The organism is Thiorhodococcus fuscus (genome assembly GCF_042682685.1).
Lineage (GTDB): Bacteria > Pseudomonadota > Gammaproteobacteria > Chromatiales > Chromatiaceae > Imhoffiella > Imhoffiella fuscus.
In genome coordinates this window covers 23,621-40,888 of sequence record NZ_JBHUHX010000042.1, presented here as the reverse complement: position 1 = coordinate 40,888, position 17,268 = coordinate 23,621, and the positions used below count along the sequence as shown (strand labels likewise).

The window sequence follows — 17,268 nt, the reverse complement described above, 5'->3', positions numbered from 1 at the left end:
AATCAAGATTCGACGCTACTCGCCCGAGCGCCGAGCAGCTCGGCCATGCGCGCGCCCATCATGGCCGGAGAGCGCACGGTGACGACACCGGCCACCTCCAAGGCGGCGTACTTGCCCTCGGCCGTCCCGGCGCCGCCCGTAACGATGGCACCGGCATGCCCCATGCGCTTGCCCGGGGGCGCAGTGACGCCCGCGATATAGGCCACGACCGGCTTGGACATGCTGGAGCGGATGAACTCCGCCGCCGCCTCCTCGGCCGATCCGCCGATCTCGCCGACCAGGATGACGCCCTCGGTCTGGTCGTCGGCCTCGAAGCGTTCGAGACAATCGACGAAGTCGAGTCCCTGAATCGGATCGCCGCCGATCCCGATGCAGGTGCTCTGTCCCAAGCCGACGGCGGTGGTCTGAAACACCGCCTCGTAGGTCAGGGTCCCGGAGCGCGAGACGATACCGACCCGGCCCGGCAGATGGATGCTTCCGGGCATGATACCGATCTTGCAGGCCCCTGGCGTGATGATCCCCGGACAGTTGGGACCGATCAGCACCGATTCCGACTGGGCGAGCGCCGCCTTGACCCGCAGCATGTCGAGGACGGGAATGCCCTCGGTGATGCAGACGATGACGCGGATCCCCGCATCGGCGGCCTCCAGGACGGCATCCGCCGCAAAGGGTGCCGGGACATAGATCATGGTCGCGTCGGCGCCGGTTTCACGCACGGCATCGTGGACCGTATCGAAGACGGGGCGATCGAGATGCCGCTGACCGCCCTTGCCGGGCGTCACGCCGCCGACCAGATGCGTGCCATAGGCGATCGCCTGCTCGCTATGGAAGGTGCCCTGCTTGCCGGTGAAGCCCTGACAGATGAGCCGGGTATCGCGATCGACCAGAACACTCATACCGAACCCTCCACACTGCCCCGAGCCGCAGCCGCCACAGCCTTGTCGGCGGCCTCGCTCAAACTGCTTGCCGTCGCGACAGCAAGACCGCTCCCGGCCAGCATATCCAACCCCCGCGCAGCGTTCGTACCCTCCAGACGTACCACCAGAGGTATCTCGACATGCACCTCGCGCACCGCCTGGATGATGCCCTCGGCGATCAGGTCGCAGCGCACGATCCCGCCAAAGATGTTGACCAACACCGCCTCGACCTTGGGGTCGGAGAGAATCAACTTGAATGCCTCGGCCACCCGTGCGGCAGTCGCGCCGCCGCCGACGTCGAGGAAATTCGCCGGCGCGCCGCCATGCAGCTTGACCAGATCCATCGTGGCCATCGCCAGACCCGCCCCATTGACCATGCAGCCGATATTGCCGTCGAGACTGATGTAGTTGAGTTCATAGGCCCGCGCCTCGGACTCGCGTGGATCCTCCTGGGCAGGATCGCGCAGTCGCGCCAGCTCGACCTGACGATAGAGCGCGTTGTCGTCCAGGTTTACCTTGGCGTCGAGCGCGACCAGATCTCCGTCGGTCGTCACGACCAGCGGATTGATCTCGACCAGACTGGCGTCACAGTCGTTGAACAGCCGATAGAGCCCGTCCATGAGGGCGCCGAGCGCCTTGATCTGCGCACCCTCCAAACCCAAACCGAACCCCAGGCGCCGGACCTGATAGGGCTGAAGCCCAACGGCCGGATGCACTCGCGCGAAGAAAATGCGTTCCGGAGTCTCGGCCGCGACGGTCTCGATGTCCATCCCCCCCGAGGCCGAGGCCATGAAGAGCAGGCGCTCGGTCGAACGGTCGACCAGCAACCCCAGATAGAGCTCGCGGGCGATCGCGGTGGGTTCCTCCACCAAAAGGTGCCCGACCGGCAGTCCCGCCGCCCCGCTCTGATGCGTGACCAAAGAGCTTCCGAGCAGTCGATGCGCGGCGGACGCAACCTCCGAGACGTCATTGGCAACGATCACTCCGCCCACCTTGCCGCGACCGCCGGCATGCACCTGCGCCTTGACCACCCAGCGCGCCCCGCCCAGCCGATCGACCGCCGCGACGGCCTCCTCTGGGGTCTGAGCCAAAAGTCCGGCGGGAACCGGGATTCGGTAACTTCGAAATAGATCTTTCGCCTGATACTCGTGTAGATTCATTCGCTTACCTGAGATCGCATCGATCCGCGCCACGACAGATCCCGTGAAGGACCCGGGATGAAAATCCAACGTGAAACGGCCAAATAGCCTGAGTTGGCTAATTCTGGTCTAATTCAGGCCGGCTTGCCAAAAGAACATCGACGCAGGGACCCAAGCAGGGTGGAGACAGACGGATTCAAGGTCGATCGGGATCGCATCGAGATCCACCACACAGAGGGGCACTCGCCTCCCCTGGAGACAGACAAGAACCGCGCCGAGGCGCCTCAACCGGCACGCTACCCGAATTGGGCCGCGCTTCGCTGGCTGTTCCTCTTCCGCCTCATCGTCCTCATCGGTCTGATCCTCGACTTCTCACCCCGCAACCAGGGTGCATCGCCCCTTCAGCCGGACACCCAGTGGGCCTGGAACATCCTGGTGGCCTACGCGATCCTGGTACTCCTGAGCGGCTTGGGGCTCTCGGTGCGCCGCCCCCGGCCGGCAAGTCAAGTCGAGATCGTCGTCTTCACCGATATTCTCGTTTTCACGCTGCTGATGCACGCCGGCGGAGGCATCTCCAGTGGACTCGGCATCCTGCTGGCGGTCGCGGTCGCAGCCGGCTCGCTCTTGCTGGAGGGACGGCTCTCGCTGCTGTTCGCCGCGCTCGCCTCCATCTCGGTCATTACCCAACAGATTTACGCGCTGCTGGCGGATACTGGCCAAAGCATCTCCTTCACCCACGCAGGTCTGCTGGGACTTCTATTCTTCGCCGTCGCCCTGCTCGCGCACCTGCTCTACAGACGCGTCCGCTCCGCCGAGGAATTGGCCGCCCGCCGCCAAGTCGATCTCGACGACCTATCCAAACTCAACGAATTCATCATCCAGAGCATCAATACCGGCATCCTGGTGGCAGACGGCGATCGCCGCCTGCGGCTCATGAACCAGGCTGCGCAAGAGCTGCTCAGCGTGCAGCGCTTCAAAAGCGGCGTCACCTTGAGAAAGCTCTCGCCCGAGCTCTGCGACTGGCTGGCCAGTCAGATCCGATCGAACACGCTGCGCGAGGGCGCGTTACGCATTGGAAGTCGAGAGCTCGCCGCCTCAGTGAGGCTCCTCGGCGACTCGCGCGCCAATGGACTCATCCTCTATCTGCGCGACAGCGCAGAGGCCGCGCGCGAGGCGCAGCAGAGCAAGCTCGCCTCGCTCGGCACGCTCACCGCCAGCATCGCCCACAACATCCGCAACCCTCTGAGCGCCATCACCCATGCCAGTCAGCTCCTGGCCGAGGATCCAGATCTGTCGAGCGACAACCTGCATCTCACCGAGATCATCCGACGCAACGGTGCGCGCATCGAGGAAACGGTGCACAGCGTCCTGCAGCTCTCGCGTCGCAAAGAGATTCAACCCAGCCCCATCGTATTGAACGCCTGGCTGCGCGACTTCGTCTCCGAATTCCGCGAACGCCACGATCTCGACGAGGAAGCGCTCGGGTTCGACTCTACCGCCGAGCGGCTTGAAATCGAGGCCGACCCACGCCATCTTCAGCAGATTATCGCCAACCTCGGCGAAAATGCCCTCGTTCACGGGCATCTCGAAGGACAACCCGCTCGCCTCCAGATCCGACTCCTGCCCGCCGACCGGCAGGGGAACGCCAGCATCGAAATTCGCGATGCCGGCCCCGGCATCGACGCGGTGACGGCACCCGAGATCTTCAACCCCTTCTTCACCACCCGAACGCAGGGTACGGGCCTCGGACTCTACATCGCCCGCGAGCTGGCGGAGTCGAACGGCATCCGCCTCGACCATCACCCATTGGACCCTCACGGCAGCTGCTTCAGACTGACCTTTCGCCCGACCTGACGACACCACCGAATGACGATCCCCCCGAGCCCCGCGCTATGCTGTTCAGTGGATCCCCCACCCAGGAACCAGGTGCCGAGCGCGCCCCATCACTCGACGCGCCCTTGAGGGAACGATACACCGACACACCATTGCGAACGGACGACCATGAATAAGGCCCAAGCTCTCGTCGTGGACGACGAACCCGACATCCTCGACCTGCTCAGAATCACGCTCGGACGGATGGACATTCAGGCCAGCACGGCGCCGACACTCGCCGACGCCATCCGCGCGCTCGAACAGGGCCGCTTCGATCTCTGCCTTACCGACATGAACCTGCCCGACGGTTCCGGCTTCGACCTGTTGAGACATATCGCCGAACATTGCCCAGACCTCCCCGTCGCCATGATCACCGCCCACGGCAGCATGGAGTCGGCCGTCGCGGCCATGAAGGCCGGCGCCTTCGACTTCGTCTCCAAGCCGGTCGATCTCAAGCTACTGAGAACCTTGGTCGGCTCGGCTCTCAAGCTGCACGGCCCACTGGCGACGAGCCCCAAGCGCGACGAAATGCGCACGCGCCTGCTCGGCGACTCGGCGGCGATGGAGCAGATCCGCCGACTCATCGCCAAACTGGCCCGCAATCAGGCACCGGTCTTCATCACGGGCGAAAGCGGAACCGGCAAGGAACTGGCCGCGCGTCTGATCCATTCGCAGGGACCGCGCAGCGAGGGCCCATTCGTCGCCGTCAACTGCGGCGCCATCCCGCAGGAACTGGTCGAGAGCGAACTCTTCGGCCACAAGAAGGGCAGCTTCACCGGCGCCATCGGCGACAAGGAAGGGCTGTTCCAGGCCGCCGAGGGCGGAACCCTCTTTCTCGACGAGGTCGCCGACCTGCCGCTGCAGGCTCAGGTCAAGCTGCTGCGCGCCATCCAGGAGAAATGCGTGCGGCCCGTCGGTGCACCGCGCGAGATCCCGGTCGATGCGCGCATCATCAGCGCCAGCCACCGCGACCTCAATCAGGAGGTCGAAAAGGGACACTTCCGCCAGGATCTCTTCTACCGGATCAACGTGATCGAGCTGCGCATGCCGGCGCTCAGAGAGCGTCCACAGGACATCCCACAGCTCGCCCAACACCTGCTGACTCAGCTCGCCGGCTCGCAAACGGCAACCGCACCGACGCCGATGCGGCTCTCGTCCGCCGCCGTCGAAGCGCTCAAGCGCCACCCCTTTCCAGGCAACGTGCGCGAGCTGGAGAACATCCTGGAGCGCGCCACGGCACTCTGCGAGTCGAGCCAAATCGAGGTAGAGGATCTCTATCTCAGCAAGAACGAATCGCCGTCCGCGCCGGAGGAAGGCGTGGACGAAGCCGTTCCGCTGGAGGATTATCTTGGCGAGATCGAGCGCCGCGCCATTCTGAGCGCATTGGAAGAGACCCATTGGAACCGCACCGCAGCGGCCAAGAAGCTCGGCATGACCCTGAGATCGTTGCGCTACAGGCTCTCCAAGCTGGGAATCGAATAGCGGCTCCATCATCGCCCGACATAGGCCCGATCATTACCCTCATCGCCACCCATCCTGTCGCAACCCGAAGACAGCTACCGAGGAAGAACAGAGTGCCCGAGAAGTCCCCGGCCCCGAGCGCAGCCGCTCAGGGGCGCGACCCGTTCGTCGACTGGGTCCGCCAAGCCACCCCCTACATCCACGCCCATCGCGGGCGAACCTTCGTCATCGCCTTCGGGGGCGAGGCCGTCGCCGACGCCACCTTTCCCGACCTCGTCCATGACATCGCCATGCTGCACGGGCTGGGCATCCGACTGGTCCTGGTCCACGGCGCCCGCCCTCAGATCGAAGAGCGACTGAAGGGCGACGGAGCCGAGCTGCGCTATGTCAACGGACTGCGCGTCACGGACCAGAAGGCGCTCGGCTGCGTCAAGGAGGCCGCCGGAACGGTGCGCGTCGAGATCGAGGCGTTGCTCTCGCTCGGGCTGGCCAATTCGCCGATGGCCGGTGTACGTATCCCGGTGGTCTCGGGCAATTTCGTCACGGCGCGTCCGCTCGGCATCATCGATGGCGTCGACTATCTGCACACGGGCTCGGTACGGCGCATCGACCAGCGGACCCTCAAGGCCCTGCTCGACATGGGCTACGTCGCCCTGATGCCACCGCTCGGCTACTCCCCCACCGGGGAGGTCTTCAATCTGAGCGCAGCCGATGTCGCCTGCCGAACGGCGGTGGAGCTTGGCGCGGAAAAGCTCATCTTTCTCACCGAGCATGGAGGCGAAGAGACAGCGCCTCACCTGGCGCCGAACCTGCTGACCCGAGAGGTCGATCAGCTGCTCGCCAACGCACAGGGACTGCCGGAAGAAATCGTCAACTGTCTGCGCGCCGGGGCCGAGGCCTGCCGCCACGGGGTTCGGCGCGTCCATCTGGTCGGACGCAACGCCAACGGCGCCCTGCTGCGCGAACTCCTGACCCACGACGGAAGCGGCACGCTCATCTCGGCCGAGCCCTACGAGGAACTGCGGCCGGCGCGGATCGACGACGTCACCGGCATCCTGGAGCTGCTGCGCCCGCTCGAAGAGCGCGGGGTGCTGGTGCGGCGCTCGCGCGAACGCCTCGAGACCGAGATCGACCGCTTCACCCTGATCGAGCGCGACGGCCTCGTCACCGCCTGCGCCGCGCTCTACCCCTACCCGAACGACGCCATGGCCGAGCTCGCCTGCCTGGCGGTCAATTTGGACTATCGCGGAGGTCGGCGCGGCGACCGCCTGCTGGAACACATGGAGACCCAGGCACGAGAACAGGGCATCGGCAGACTCTTCGTGCTGACGACCCAAACCGCGCACTGGTTCCTGGAGCGAGGCTTCCAGGCCGCCAATCTGGACGCGTTGCCGATGGAGAAACGGGCACTCTACAATTTCCAGCGTAACTCGAAGGCCTTCATCAAGCGTCTATGAGGTCGCGTTCCCCGCCAACCCCACCCGCACCACGGCGATTTGCACAGCAGGGTGCGGTGAAAAACGAACCGCACCAACACGACCGCCTGACCCGACCGGAGCCACCCGCTCAGCCATGCTCGAATCCATGACCATGCCGCACCCGCGAAACGCCAGAGGTTGGCGTTCGTTTGCCTGGATCCTACTCGTCTCGATCGCGCTCACCCCGGTGAGCACTCAGGGACAGACCCCATCGGGGGACACTAGCGTCGCCATTTCGGTCACGCCTCTGCCCTCCGCCGAGCAGTTCTCCGCCAAGCTCGCCGAACTCGACGCGGCGACCGGGATGGACGAGTCGCTCAAGGGCAGCCTGACCGAAAACTACCGGCGCGCCCAGTCGAACCTAGAGGATGCGGCCAGCTTCGATGCCAAGGCGGCCGAGTTTGCCCGTTCGCTCAAGACCGCTCCCAAGGCGACGGACAACGCCCTGGCCGAACTGGAACGGCTCAAGCCCAACCAGCCCCCAAAGAAGAGTCGCCTGCCCGAGGGACTTTCAGCCGACGAGATCAGCCAGAGACAGAACAAGATCTTGGCGGACGTGGCACTGCAGGAGACCCGCGCCAGCGAATTCGACAAGCTGATCGAGTCCAACGCCGATCGCCCGACAGCCGCCAGACAACGGCTGATCGAGGTCAAGCAGGCGCTCGACGACGTCGAGGACGAACTCAAGCAGCCGATCGCGAACGATGAAGCGCCGGACCTCGCCCAGGCGAGACGCTGGGCCATCGAATCCCAGCGCAAATCGCTCTGGTCCGAGGGCAAGATGCTTGAGCAGGAATTGCTGAGCCAACCCGTTCGCGAGGCGCTCTACAAGGCCCAGCGCGACCTGGCGGTCCAGAAACTCTCAGGGCTCAAGAACACCCAGAGCCAGCTCGACGAGTTGCAGAGCAAACAGCGTCAGGCGGCAGCTGAGGCCGCCCAGCTCGCCTCCGAGCGCGCCCAGCGCGAAGCCGAGGACAAGCACCCCCTGGTCCGCAAGATCACGCAGGGAAACACCGACATCTCCGAGTCCCTGACCAAGCTGACCAACGCGCTCGACGGCTTCAACGCCAAGCTCGCGTCCGTCGAAGCCGAGCACAAGCGCATCGAGGAGGATTTTCAGGGGGCCAAGCAACGACTCAACGCTGCGGGACTCAGCAAGGCATTGGGTCAGGTCCTGCTCGATCGGCGCAATCAGCTACCCGATCTGCGGCAGTACAAAGAAGATATCGAGACGCGCGCGGATGAGATCGCCGAGGCCACACTGCGCCAGATCCGCTACCGGGAAGAAGAACGCCAGCTCCGAGATCTCAACCACTACATCCACGAACTGACCGCGCGCGATACTGCAGCGCGTCAACCGCCGGTGCGCGCCCAGCTGACCGAGGCACTGACCCAACGCAAACGCCTGATCGGTCAGACGCTCGCGATCGAGGAGGACTACATCCGCCAGCTCGGCGAGATCAACTACGCCTCGGAGCAGGTGATCCTGGTCGCCGGCAACTATGACGACTTCCTCGCCGAACGGCTGCTATGGGTCCGTAGCGCGCCCGCCGTGGGACTGGACACGCTCGCCAACCTACCGAGCGCCATCGCCTGGCTCGCCTCGACCGAGGGTTGGACCGAAATCGCCCGAGCGCTCACCGAGCGCAACCGAAACGCCGTCCTTTTCTGGCTGGGAGTCGCCGTCGCCGTGCTCCTCTTCTCGCGGATCTCTCGACTGAAACGGGGCATCCGCGCACTGGCCGAGCCGCTGCGCCGGATTCGCGCCGACCGCATCCGCTTCACCCTGCAGGCGATCGGTCTGAGCCTGCTCGCCGCGCTGCCACTACCCCTCTTGTGCTGGCTATTGGGTGAGCAGTTGGTCTCGTCCATCGCCTCAACACCTTTCAGCCGCGCGTTCGGAATGGCATTCACCGAAGTCGCACTCGGACTCTACTGTCTGCTCGCGTTCCGCATGCTCTGCATCACCGGAGGCGTCGCCGACCGGCACTTCCGCTGGAGCAGCGAGAACCTCAAGCGCATCCGACGCCATTTCGACTGGTTCACCATCCTCATCATCCCGGTGTCGCTGATCGCGGTCGCGGTCAGCAACCATGACGACCCGCTCGCCACCAACAGCCTCGGCCGCATCGCGCTGATCACCGATATGATCGCCTTCACGGTCTTCTACGGGCTGTTGCTCAGCCCTGATCGGGGCATCCTGAACTCGCTCCTTGCGGAACATCCTCAGGGTTGGCTCAATCGTCTGCGCCACCTCTGGCGACCGATCATCGTCGCCTCGCCACTGGCGCTCGCGGGACTGGCACTGATGGGCTACGTCTATACGGCCGCCATTCTGTTCCGGTCGCTGGTCTACCAGACTTGGCTCGCACTCGCGCTCATCGTGCTGCACCAGTCGATCGTGCGCTGGCTGATCCTCACCCGGCGGCGACTGGCGCTCCAGGCGGCACTCGAACGGCAGGCGGCCCGACGCGCCCAGACCGAAGCCGAACGCACTGAGAACACCCTGGTCTCCGAGGTTCAAACCTTCGAGGAACCCGAGCCAGACCTGGCGGCACTCGACGAACAGACCCGCCGTCTCATCAACGCCGCCATCTTCTTCGGCGCCGTCATCGGGCTTTGGCTCACCTGGTCGGACGTCCTGCCGGCCTTCACGGTGTTCGAAAAGATCGAGCTCTGGCACTACACAGGAGTGGTCGATGGCACGGAACGCCTGATCCCGGTCACTGCGGCCAATGTGGGGCTGGTCATTATGATCGCGTTCGTCGCGACCATCGCCGCCAAGAACCTCCCCGCACTGCTTGAGATCGTACTGCTGCAGAATTCTGCGGTCTCGGCGGGTGCGCGCTATGCGATCACGACGTTGTCGAGCTACGTCATCACCGTAGGCGCCTTTCTGCTCGGATTCAGCACTCTTGGGCTTAGCTGGTCGCAGGTCCAGTGGCTGGTGGCCGCCTTGAGTGTGGGCATCGGTTTCGGTCTGCAGGAGATCGTCGCCAACTTCATCAGCGGCCTCATCATCCTCTTCGAGCGCCCGGTCCGTGTCGGAGACATCGTCACCATCGACGGCACCACGGGCGTCGTGACCAATATCCGTATCCGGGCCACGACCATCCGCAATTGGGACAAGCAGGAGCTGCTGGTTCCCAACAAGGAGTTCATCACCGGTCGTCTGCTCAACTGGAGTCTGACCGACCAGCAGAACCGCATCACCATCCCGGTCGGAGTGGAATACGGCTGCGACACCAAGAAGGCCCTGTCGATCCTGAGCGAAATCGCCCAACAGCACGAACGGGTGCTGGACGACCCAGCCCCACTGATCAGCTTCGAGGAATTCGGCGACAATGCCCTGACACTGTTCATGCGCTGTTACCTGGATTCGCTCGAAGGCCGCATCGGCGTCATCACCGACCTGCATCAAGCGATCTACGACCGCTTCAACGCCGAAGGGATCGGAATCGCCTTCCCGCAACGCGACATCCACCTATCCGCGCGCCATCCGCTCGAGATCCGGCTCCAGCGTCCAACGCACCGCGAAATCCCCGAGGCAGCACCATAGGCCACCCCACGCGCGTCTCGCAGCCCAGGAAAAAGACACAAAAACGACAAAGGCGCCATTCGGCGCCTTAAAAACACAGGAGAGGGATATGGCGGCGCGCACGTGCCACCGAAGACGTATTAGCTCAATTCGTCGAAATCGGGATCGTCGAGCAGCTCGCGCAGCCGCTTGAGCTCGCGCATATGCTCGATACGGCGCCGCACTTCCAAACTCGCCACCTGACTGCGAGGCTCCTGGGCCAGCAATGGCGGCACGCGCTCGGCGACTTCATCGCCATAACCACTTTCGGGGTCCAACATCTCCTCTACCTCGGAATGACAGCAATGACAAACCAGTCAATAGCCGGCCATATACCCGAAATCGAGCCGTTTGGGAAGCCGCTTTTTTTAGATTCTTAAGATGGGTTTTTCATTCCGTGACGCATTGCCAGCCAAACGGCTAACACGCCCCAGAAACCAAGTGAGGCAAAAGAGGCAGGAGAGCCGAGCGGCGACCAGGTTACAACCCTCGTCATCGTGGACCGATAGCCACCACCATGACGCCTGAGGACAGAAGAACCTCGATCGACAGGATCGCGACCGAACACCTCAGCGCACCTCAAGCGACCTCACCCGCGCGTCTGCGGGGACCTCATGCGCATAGCCGATCCCTCCCGCCGTCGAGGCGACCCGCTCGATCATCTCCGCCTCGCTGGAAACGAGAACAGGCGCCTGGCCGGTTCCGGAATACACCTGACGATCCCAGACCCGCCTGAGCTGATAGGGATAGAGCCCCAAGACAGACTTGACGAAATTGCGATGCAGCGCGTCCGAGTCCGGGAGCACGAAAACCTTGACGGGCACCCCATTGGGCCAGCGTTGAAGACGCCCGGTAAAATAGAGCAAGGCCTCGTTGCGGGTTAGGGAGGACTCGGGCAAGGAGGCGTTCACGATCAGCTCCTGCGCCGAGACCGATGTAGAGCCGATAAACAGCAGAAAGATCAGCACATCAAACAAACGCGCACGGACATCACGACACCAATCGGCGCAACGGTAGTCCTCGTCCCCAGGGCTTTTCGCACCGTGTTCGACGGTCATCTGAAGTCTCTAGTCGGCAAAGCGGATAGGCACCACTGAGACGGATACTACACGGCATTCCGCCAAACGGGCACGAGGAAGGGCATGCGTCCTCGCCAAATTGAAGCAGACCCTCAATATAGCCTCGTCAAGGCAAAGGACAATAGCGGAAACGAGGTCACCTCGGATTCTGGTACCATTCACGTCCGCTCCAGCCTCCAAGTACCAACTCCATCCATGCCTGAAGAATCCATCCAGGCCGCCGACGACAAACTGCCCGAAATCGTGGCGGCCGTCGACCTCGGTTCAAATAGCTTTCACATGATCGTCGCCCGCATCGATCAGGGCCACATGCAGGTCACCGACCGTCTCAAGGAAATGGTTCGACTCGGCGAGGGATTGACCGAAGACAAGTCGCTCTCGCCCGATGTCGCAGAGCGCGCGCTCGCCTGCCTGGAGCGCTTCGGTCAGCGACTGCGCGACTTCCCGCCCGGCAGCGTGCGCGCCGTGGGAACCAACACACTGCGCCAGATTCGGCCGGACACGGAATTCATCGAACGCGCCGAGGCCGCGCTCGGACACCCGATCGATATCATCGCCGGACGCGAGGAGGCCCGGCTCATCTATCTCGGCGTCGCCAATGGGCTGGCCGCCGGAGCGGAACGGCGGCTGGTCGTCGACATCGGCGGCGGCAGCACCGAAATCATCGTCGGACTCGGCTTCTCGCCCCGAATGCGCGAGAGTCTGCACATGGGCTGCGTCAGCATGTCGCAACGCCATTTCGCGGACGAACGTATCACCGCCAAGGCCATGCAGAAGGCGGAGCTGACCGGCGCATTGGAGGTCAGACCGGTACGCGAACTCTTCCGTCGCACCCGCTGGCAGAAGGCGGTCGGTAGCTCCGGCACCATTCGCACCATCGCCTCCGTGGTGAACGCGGAAGGCTGGTGCGAAGACGGAATCTCGGCGGAATCACTGACCCGGCTGCGCGATGCACTGATCGACACGGGCAAGGTCTCCGCCCTGAACCTCAAAGGACTCGCGGACGAGCGCAAACCGGTCTTCGCCGGCGGGGTCGCGGTGCTGAGATCGGTCTTCGAATCGCTCGGCATCGAGCACATGCAGGTCTCCGATTACGCGCTGCGCGAGGGAGTCATCTACGAGATGATGGGGCGGCATCAGCACGAGGACGTCCGCGAACGCACGGTCACCTCGATCTGCCGTCAGTTCCATGTCGACCTGGAGCATGGCCAGCGTATCCAGGCGACGGCCCAGGTCCTGCTCCGCCAGCTCACCGGTCCCTGGCAGCTGTTCGAGCCGAACCACCGGCTGATGCTGTCCTGGGCCGCTCGTCTGCATGAGATCGGGGTCATGGTGGCCCACAGCCAGTACCAGAAGCACGGCGCCTATCTGTTACGCAACGCAGACCTCCCGGGTTTCACCCGCCATGAGCAGAGCCTGCTCGCCGCACTGGTCCTGGGTCACAGGCGCAAATTCCCGGCACAGGAATTCGCCAACCTCCAGCAGAGCGACCGCGAGCCCGCCCGCCGGCTCTGCGTCATTCTGCGCCTCGCCGTGCTGATGCACCGAGGCCGCTCGGCGGACAACAAACCGAATCCGACACTGGTGGCGGACGCGGATCATCTGCAACTCAGCTTCCCTGGCGATTGGCTGGCCCAACATCCCTTGACTCAGCTCGAATTGGAACAGGAGGCCGAACGCCTGGCCGCAGCCGGAATCCAGCTCAGTTTCGGCTGAGGCGTTTGCCCCTCCCCCGCAGCGCCATAGGACGCAGGTGTTCCGACGCGGATATCGATCGGAGCGAGCCCCGAATATCCTTTTCCATTGATCCTGATAGAATCCGGGAGCGCGCGGAGGAGGAGCTCCGCGATGCAAGCGAGATTCCATGCGGCTGGCGCCCGATGGGCGCCGGCCTCTCACTGATATAGATTGGAGGATCCAACAATGGCTGCACTCTTTTCCGACGCCTGGATGAAACAGCTCAAGGACGCGTGGAACGCAGAACCCGAGGTCAAGGACAAGCTCGCCGAAATCGATTTCAACTCGGTGATCTGCTGCGGCTTCAAGAATGAAGAGAATCCGCGCGGCGTCTTCGTCGTCGAGCAAGGCGAATGCGTCCGCGCCGGCGACTGGTCGGAAAGCGATCCGCCGGCGAACTGGGACATGCGCGCCGACCTGAAGGATTGGCTCAAGTGGGTCGAAAACGGCATCGGCATGACCGGCATGGGCGCTGCGTTCATGACCGGCAAGCTCAAGTTCAAGGTCGGCGACTACAAGGCCATCATCAAGGACCCGCGCATGGCCAACCCCTTCGTCAAGAGCTTCGGTCTCATGCAACAGCTCGACACCGACGAGATCAAATAACGATCCTCGCCGTTTGACTCAAGGCCCGCCAATGGCGGGCCTTGTCGTTTCAGCGGCCAGCTTTCAGCTTCAGCCCAAGGCGTATCCCGCATCCACGCTCAACGTGGCCCCGGTCACCAGACGCGCCTGCGGCGAGGCCAGGAACAGCACGGCATCGGCGACATCCCTCGGCATCACCGCCTGCCTCCCCAACAGATGACGTCGCTCGGCGGTCTCGCGCATCAGTTCGGGCACGGCCTCCCACATCTCCGAGTCCACCACGCCTGGCGCGACCCCATTGACCCGGATCCCACGCGGCCCCAAGGCCATGGCCAGCCGCTGAGTGAGCATGTCGAGCCCGGCCTTGCTCACCGAATAGCTGGTCGAGGTACAGCTCGCAAAGGGATGCCGGGCGCATGCCGAGGAGAGATTGACGACGACCGGGGCCGAGCTGGATTCCAGCAAGCGGGCGCAGGACTGGGTCATGGCGAAGGGCGCGATCAGATTGACCTCAAGGGTCGCACGCCAATGATCGAGACTCTCCTCCAGGGTGCCCGAGTCGAGGATGACGCCTGCGTTGTTGACCAGCACGTCCAACCGACCCGAACGCTCGGCGATGTCCGCGACCCACCGGGCGCGAAACGCGTCATCGGCGATATCCCCTCGGACCAGGTTCAGGCGCCTCTCGGCAACGGCCTCGGGCCAGGCCGCCAGCAGTCGCTCGACCTTGACCGGATTGCGCCCGCAGCTGTGGACGCAATCCCCGGCGTCCAGAAAGGCCGCCACCAATCCGGCGCCGATGCCCGATGTGCCGCCGGTGATGCAGACGATGCGCTCGCCATGGGTGACGGTCTCCATCAGCGCTCCCGCTGGCCCAGGTTGGCATGGATGACCGCGCCATTGAGCACCGGGGCCTGGGCGGCGAAAGCGACCGTCTCGGCGATCTCCTCCGGCTCGATCAGACGCCCGAAGGCCGACATCGACTCGATCCCGGCCAGGGTCTCGGGATTGTCGCCGATCAAGCCGCGCAGTTGCTCCGTGTCGGTGAAACCGGGGCAGATCATGCAAGTATGGAGCCCGCGACCGGCCAGGTCCTGACAGGTCGCCCGCATCATACCGACCAGCGCATGCTTGGCGATCACGTAGCTGGCGACACCCGGCACCGCCTTTTCGGCTAGGGTCGAACCGATGTAGATCAGGCTCGATCCGGGCGGCATCTCAGGCAGCAGGATCTGATTCAGCGCATTGGCCCCAACGATATTGAGTTCGAGCACCGAGCGCAGGGCCTCGCTCGGCAGTGCATCGATACGGTCCGAGCGCATGGCCGAGGCATTGTGAACGACACAGAGACGTCCGACGCCCGCGATACGCCCCAATAGATCGTCCCGCAGCGACTCGACCGCCCCCGGCTCGGAGAGATCGCAAAGGAGACTCTCGACACCCGGATCTGGACTCGGACGCCGTGACAGATTGACCACGCCCCAGCCGTCGACCAGGAAGCGCGTGGCGATGGCGCGTCCGATCCCCGAGGTGGCACCAGTGATGACAAGAGCATTCATAGACGATCCGATCGATGTGAAGAAAAGGCGGCAGAGCGCCGCATCCAGCCGAAAAGCGGAGGCGACACGCGACCGCCAGGGTCATCAAGACGCCTCACGCGGACTCCCAGCAGGCATGGGCCCACTGACCGGCCCCGGATGAAACGCCGAGTTCGATACAGCGAATCCCGCGATCCGCCACCTCGGGACGATCGCGCAGACGCGCGAGCAACAGGGGGGCGAGTTCCTCGATGGTGACGTTGCGCACCGGCAGCAGCAGAACATCGCGCTCCATAAAGACGAGACGCTCTTCGGCGAAGAGCGCCGTCACCTGACCATCCTGACGCTCGATGCGCAGATGCGGCGACAACTCGGGCAGCAGCAACCGCTCGTCCAACCCATCGCAGAGCTCGCGCAGGATACGCTTGAGCACCACGTAGTCGAATGCCATGCCGTCATCCCCAACGGAGGCCGATACGTTGCAGCGGACCTGGAAATTGTGTCCATGCAGATTCTCGCGCTCGCTGGCCGAGAAGATGGTGAAGTGTCCAGCGCTGAAATTGAGGTATTCCTTGCTGATCTCGATGCGGGTCAGGGTATGGTCAACCACGTTCGGTCTCCGGATTCTGTAACGCAGCGCGTCCTACGCGTCTGCCGTCTCGTCCATGTGGAAGATGTGGGGCCGAGCGCCCGGATCACACCCGAAAGGGCCGGATCGCAACCCCGAGAGTCTCCCGCAACCTGAACGGATAGAGACGTCAATCGGGCGAGCGCCGGCAAAAAACGGGGTAGAGGCTGACCGCGATCGCGGCCAAGGTCAATGGGGCAACGATCGCCAGCATGCCGATCTCGAATGCCTGCCGAAACGGGGAGTTTGCGGCCCGTAAGACCACATACACAAGGTAGCCGGCGAAATAGGCCAGGAAGACCGCGCCGGCCTTGCGTCCAACCCGCCCGACCAGAAAAACGGGCACGCAAGCGACGGCGGCGAGGATCATGATCGGCAGATCCAGCTTCAGCACCGCGCGCGGCACCGCAATGCCATGGGGCGAGGTAGCGGCACCGATCCCCAGCACCGCAAGCAGGTTGAACAGATTGCTACCGATCAGGTTGCCGACTGCGATATCGCGATGCCCACGCAGCCCGGCAATGACAGAGGTCGCCACCTCGGGCAGCGAGGTTCCCACAGCCACCAGGGTCAGACCGATGACCAGCTCGCCGACACCCAGCACCCGGGCGATATCGACCGCCCCCATGACCAGAAGACGCGCCCCCATCGACAGCAGGACCAGGCCAACCAGCAAACGCACCGTCTCGCGCGCCATCGCCCAGGGCCCGAGAGGCTCGACCAACGACGGGGCGGACGCACCGGAACAGGCACCCTCGCGCCGCCCCTCGCACATCGACCACCAGAGATAACCGAGCAGCGCCGCACACAACAGCACCCCGTCCAGATGGCCGATCCGACGGTCCAGCGACAACAGCCAGACCCCGACCGAGACGGCGATCACCAGGGGTAGATCGATCCGCCGCACCCGTTCATGCACCACCAAGGGGGACACCATGGCCGCGACACCGATGACCAGCAGGATATTGGCGATATTGCTGCCCACGACATTGCCGACGGCGAGATTCGCCGCGCCAGACCACACCGACTGGATGGTCACGGCCAATTCGGGCGCGCTGGTGCCAAAGGCCACCACCGTGAGACCGATGACCAAGGGACTGATCCGCATCGCCGCCGCCAAGGCCACGGCGGCGCGGACCAGAAGCTCGCCGCCTGCAATCAGGCCGACGAAACCGACGAGTATCAGTGACAGCGACACAAGCGATTCGAGCATCGGCATCCATGGCTCCAGAACAATGGGGCGCGCTCACACGAAAC

The 17,268-nt window shown here is 64.0% G+C and carries 14 protein-coding genes; 6 read left to right on the top strand and 8 right to left on the bottom strand.

What is annotated here, in order from left to right:
* Positions 1-2: 2 nt before the first annotated feature.
* Both sucD and sucC read right to left on the bottom strand, forming a co-directional pair.
* The gene (sucD, locus tag ACFSJC_RS14855) at positions 3-896 is read right to left on the bottom strand and encodes a succinate--CoA ligase subunit alpha (RefSeq protein ID WP_386027818.1); all 894 of its coding nucleotides are present in this window, start codon (positions 894-896) and stop codon (positions 3-5) included.
* Complete coding sequence (sucC, locus tag ACFSJC_RS14850; RefSeq protein WP_386027849.1) at positions 893-2,092, bottom strand: ADP-forming succinate--CoA ligase subunit beta; 1,200 nt, start codon at positions 2,090-2,092, stop codon at positions 893-895. Before sucC ends, sucD begins: the two co-directional genes overlap by 4 nt.
* 144 nt (positions 2,093-2,236) lie before the next feature.
* Here sucC and ACFSJC_RS14845 point away from each other — a divergent pair, with 144 nt between their 5' ends.
* The 4 genes from ACFSJC_RS14845 to ACFSJC_RS14830 all read left to right on the top strand — a co-directional run bounded on the left by ACFSJC_RS14845 (position 2,237) and on the right by ACFSJC_RS14830 (position 10,426).
* Positions 2,237-3,910: a sensor histidine kinase gene (locus tag ACFSJC_RS14845; RefSeq protein WP_386027817.1), complete on the top strand. Its 1,674-nt coding sequence runs from the start codon at positions 2,237-2,239 to the stop codon at positions 3,908-3,910.
* Between the two features lie 147 nt (positions 3,911-4,057).
* Complete coding sequence (locus ACFSJC_RS14840) at positions 4,058-5,410, top strand: sigma-54-dependent transcriptional regulator (protein ID WP_386027816.1); 1,353 nt, start codon at positions 4,058-4,060, stop codon at positions 5,408-5,410.
* 92 nt (positions 5,411-5,502) lie between these two features.
* The gene (gene argA, locus ACFSJC_RS14835) at positions 5,503-6,846 is read left to right on the top strand and encodes an amino-acid N-acetyltransferase (RefSeq protein WP_386027815.1); all 1,344 of its coding nucleotides are present in this window, start codon (positions 5,503-5,505) and stop codon (positions 6,844-6,846) included.
* 115 nt (positions 6,847-6,961) lie between these two features.
* Positions 6,962-10,426, top strand: a complete 3,465-nt coding sequence (locus ACFSJC_RS14830) for a mechanosensitive ion channel domain-containing protein (protein ID WP_386027813.1) — start codon at positions 6,962-6,964, stop codon at positions 10,424-10,426.
* Between the two features lie 119 nt (positions 10,427-10,545).
* On the opposite strand, the gene ACFSJC_RS14825 is transcribed toward ACFSJC_RS14830, so the two are convergent.
* Positions 10,546-10,725 carry a PA3496 family putative envelope integrity protein gene (locus ACFSJC_RS14825; RefSeq protein WP_386027812.1) on the bottom strand — a complete coding sequence of 60 codons (180 nt, stop codon included), beginning with the start codon at positions 10,723-10,725 and terminating at the stop codon, positions 10,546-10,548.
* Between the two features lie 288 nt (positions 10,726-11,013).
* Positions 11,014-11,502, bottom strand: a complete 489-nt coding sequence (locus ACFSJC_RS14820) for a hypothetical protein (protein WP_386027811.1) — start codon at positions 11,500-11,502, stop codon at positions 11,014-11,016.
* A 216-nt stretch (positions 11,503-11,718) separates the two neighbouring features.
* Between ACFSJC_RS14820 and ppx the strand changes: the two genes are divergently transcribed.
* Together ppx and ACFSJC_RS14810 are read left to right on the top strand one after the other, a co-directional pair.
* Complete coding sequence (ppx, locus tag ACFSJC_RS14815) at positions 11,719-13,239, top strand: exopolyphosphatase (RefSeq protein ID WP_386027810.1); 1,521 nt, start codon at positions 11,719-11,721, stop codon at positions 13,237-13,239.
* Between the two features lie 207 nt (positions 13,240-13,446).
* On the top strand, positions 13,447-13,866 hold the full coding sequence (locus ACFSJC_RS14810) for an SCP-2 sterol transfer family protein (protein ID WP_386027809.1): 420 nt from the start codon (positions 13,447-13,449) through the stop codon (positions 13,864-13,866).
* 69 nt (positions 13,867-13,935) lie between these two features.
* Here ACFSJC_RS14810 and ACFSJC_RS14805 read toward each other — a convergent pair whose 3' ends face one another.
* The 4 genes from ACFSJC_RS14805 to ACFSJC_RS14790 form a co-directional block, all read right to left on the bottom strand.
* Positions 13,936-14,703, bottom strand: coding sequence for an SDR family NAD(P)-dependent oxidoreductase (locus tag ACFSJC_RS14805; protein ID WP_386027808.1), 768 nt, complete (start codon positions 14,701-14,703; stop codon positions 13,936-13,938).
* The gene (locus ACFSJC_RS14800) at positions 14,703-15,404 is read right to left on the bottom strand and encodes an SDR family NAD(P)-dependent oxidoreductase (protein ID WP_386027806.1); all 702 of its coding nucleotides are present in this window, start codon (positions 15,402-15,404) and stop codon (positions 14,703-14,705) included. Before ACFSJC_RS14800 ends, ACFSJC_RS14805 begins: the two co-directional genes overlap by 1 nt.
* Positions 15,405-15,498: 94 nt before the next feature.
* Positions 15,499-15,993, bottom strand: coding sequence for a 6-pyruvoyl trahydropterin synthase family protein (locus tag ACFSJC_RS14795; RefSeq protein WP_386027805.1), 495 nt, complete (start codon positions 15,991-15,993; stop codon positions 15,499-15,501).
* Positions 15,994-16,141: 148 nt separating this feature from the next.
* Positions 16,142-17,224 (bottom strand): calcium/sodium antiporter, encoded by a 1,083-nt coding sequence (locus ACFSJC_RS14790; RefSeq protein WP_386027804.1) that lies wholly within the window; start codon positions 17,222-17,224, stop codon positions 16,142-16,144.
* Positions 17,225-17,268 lie beyond the last annotated feature (44 nt).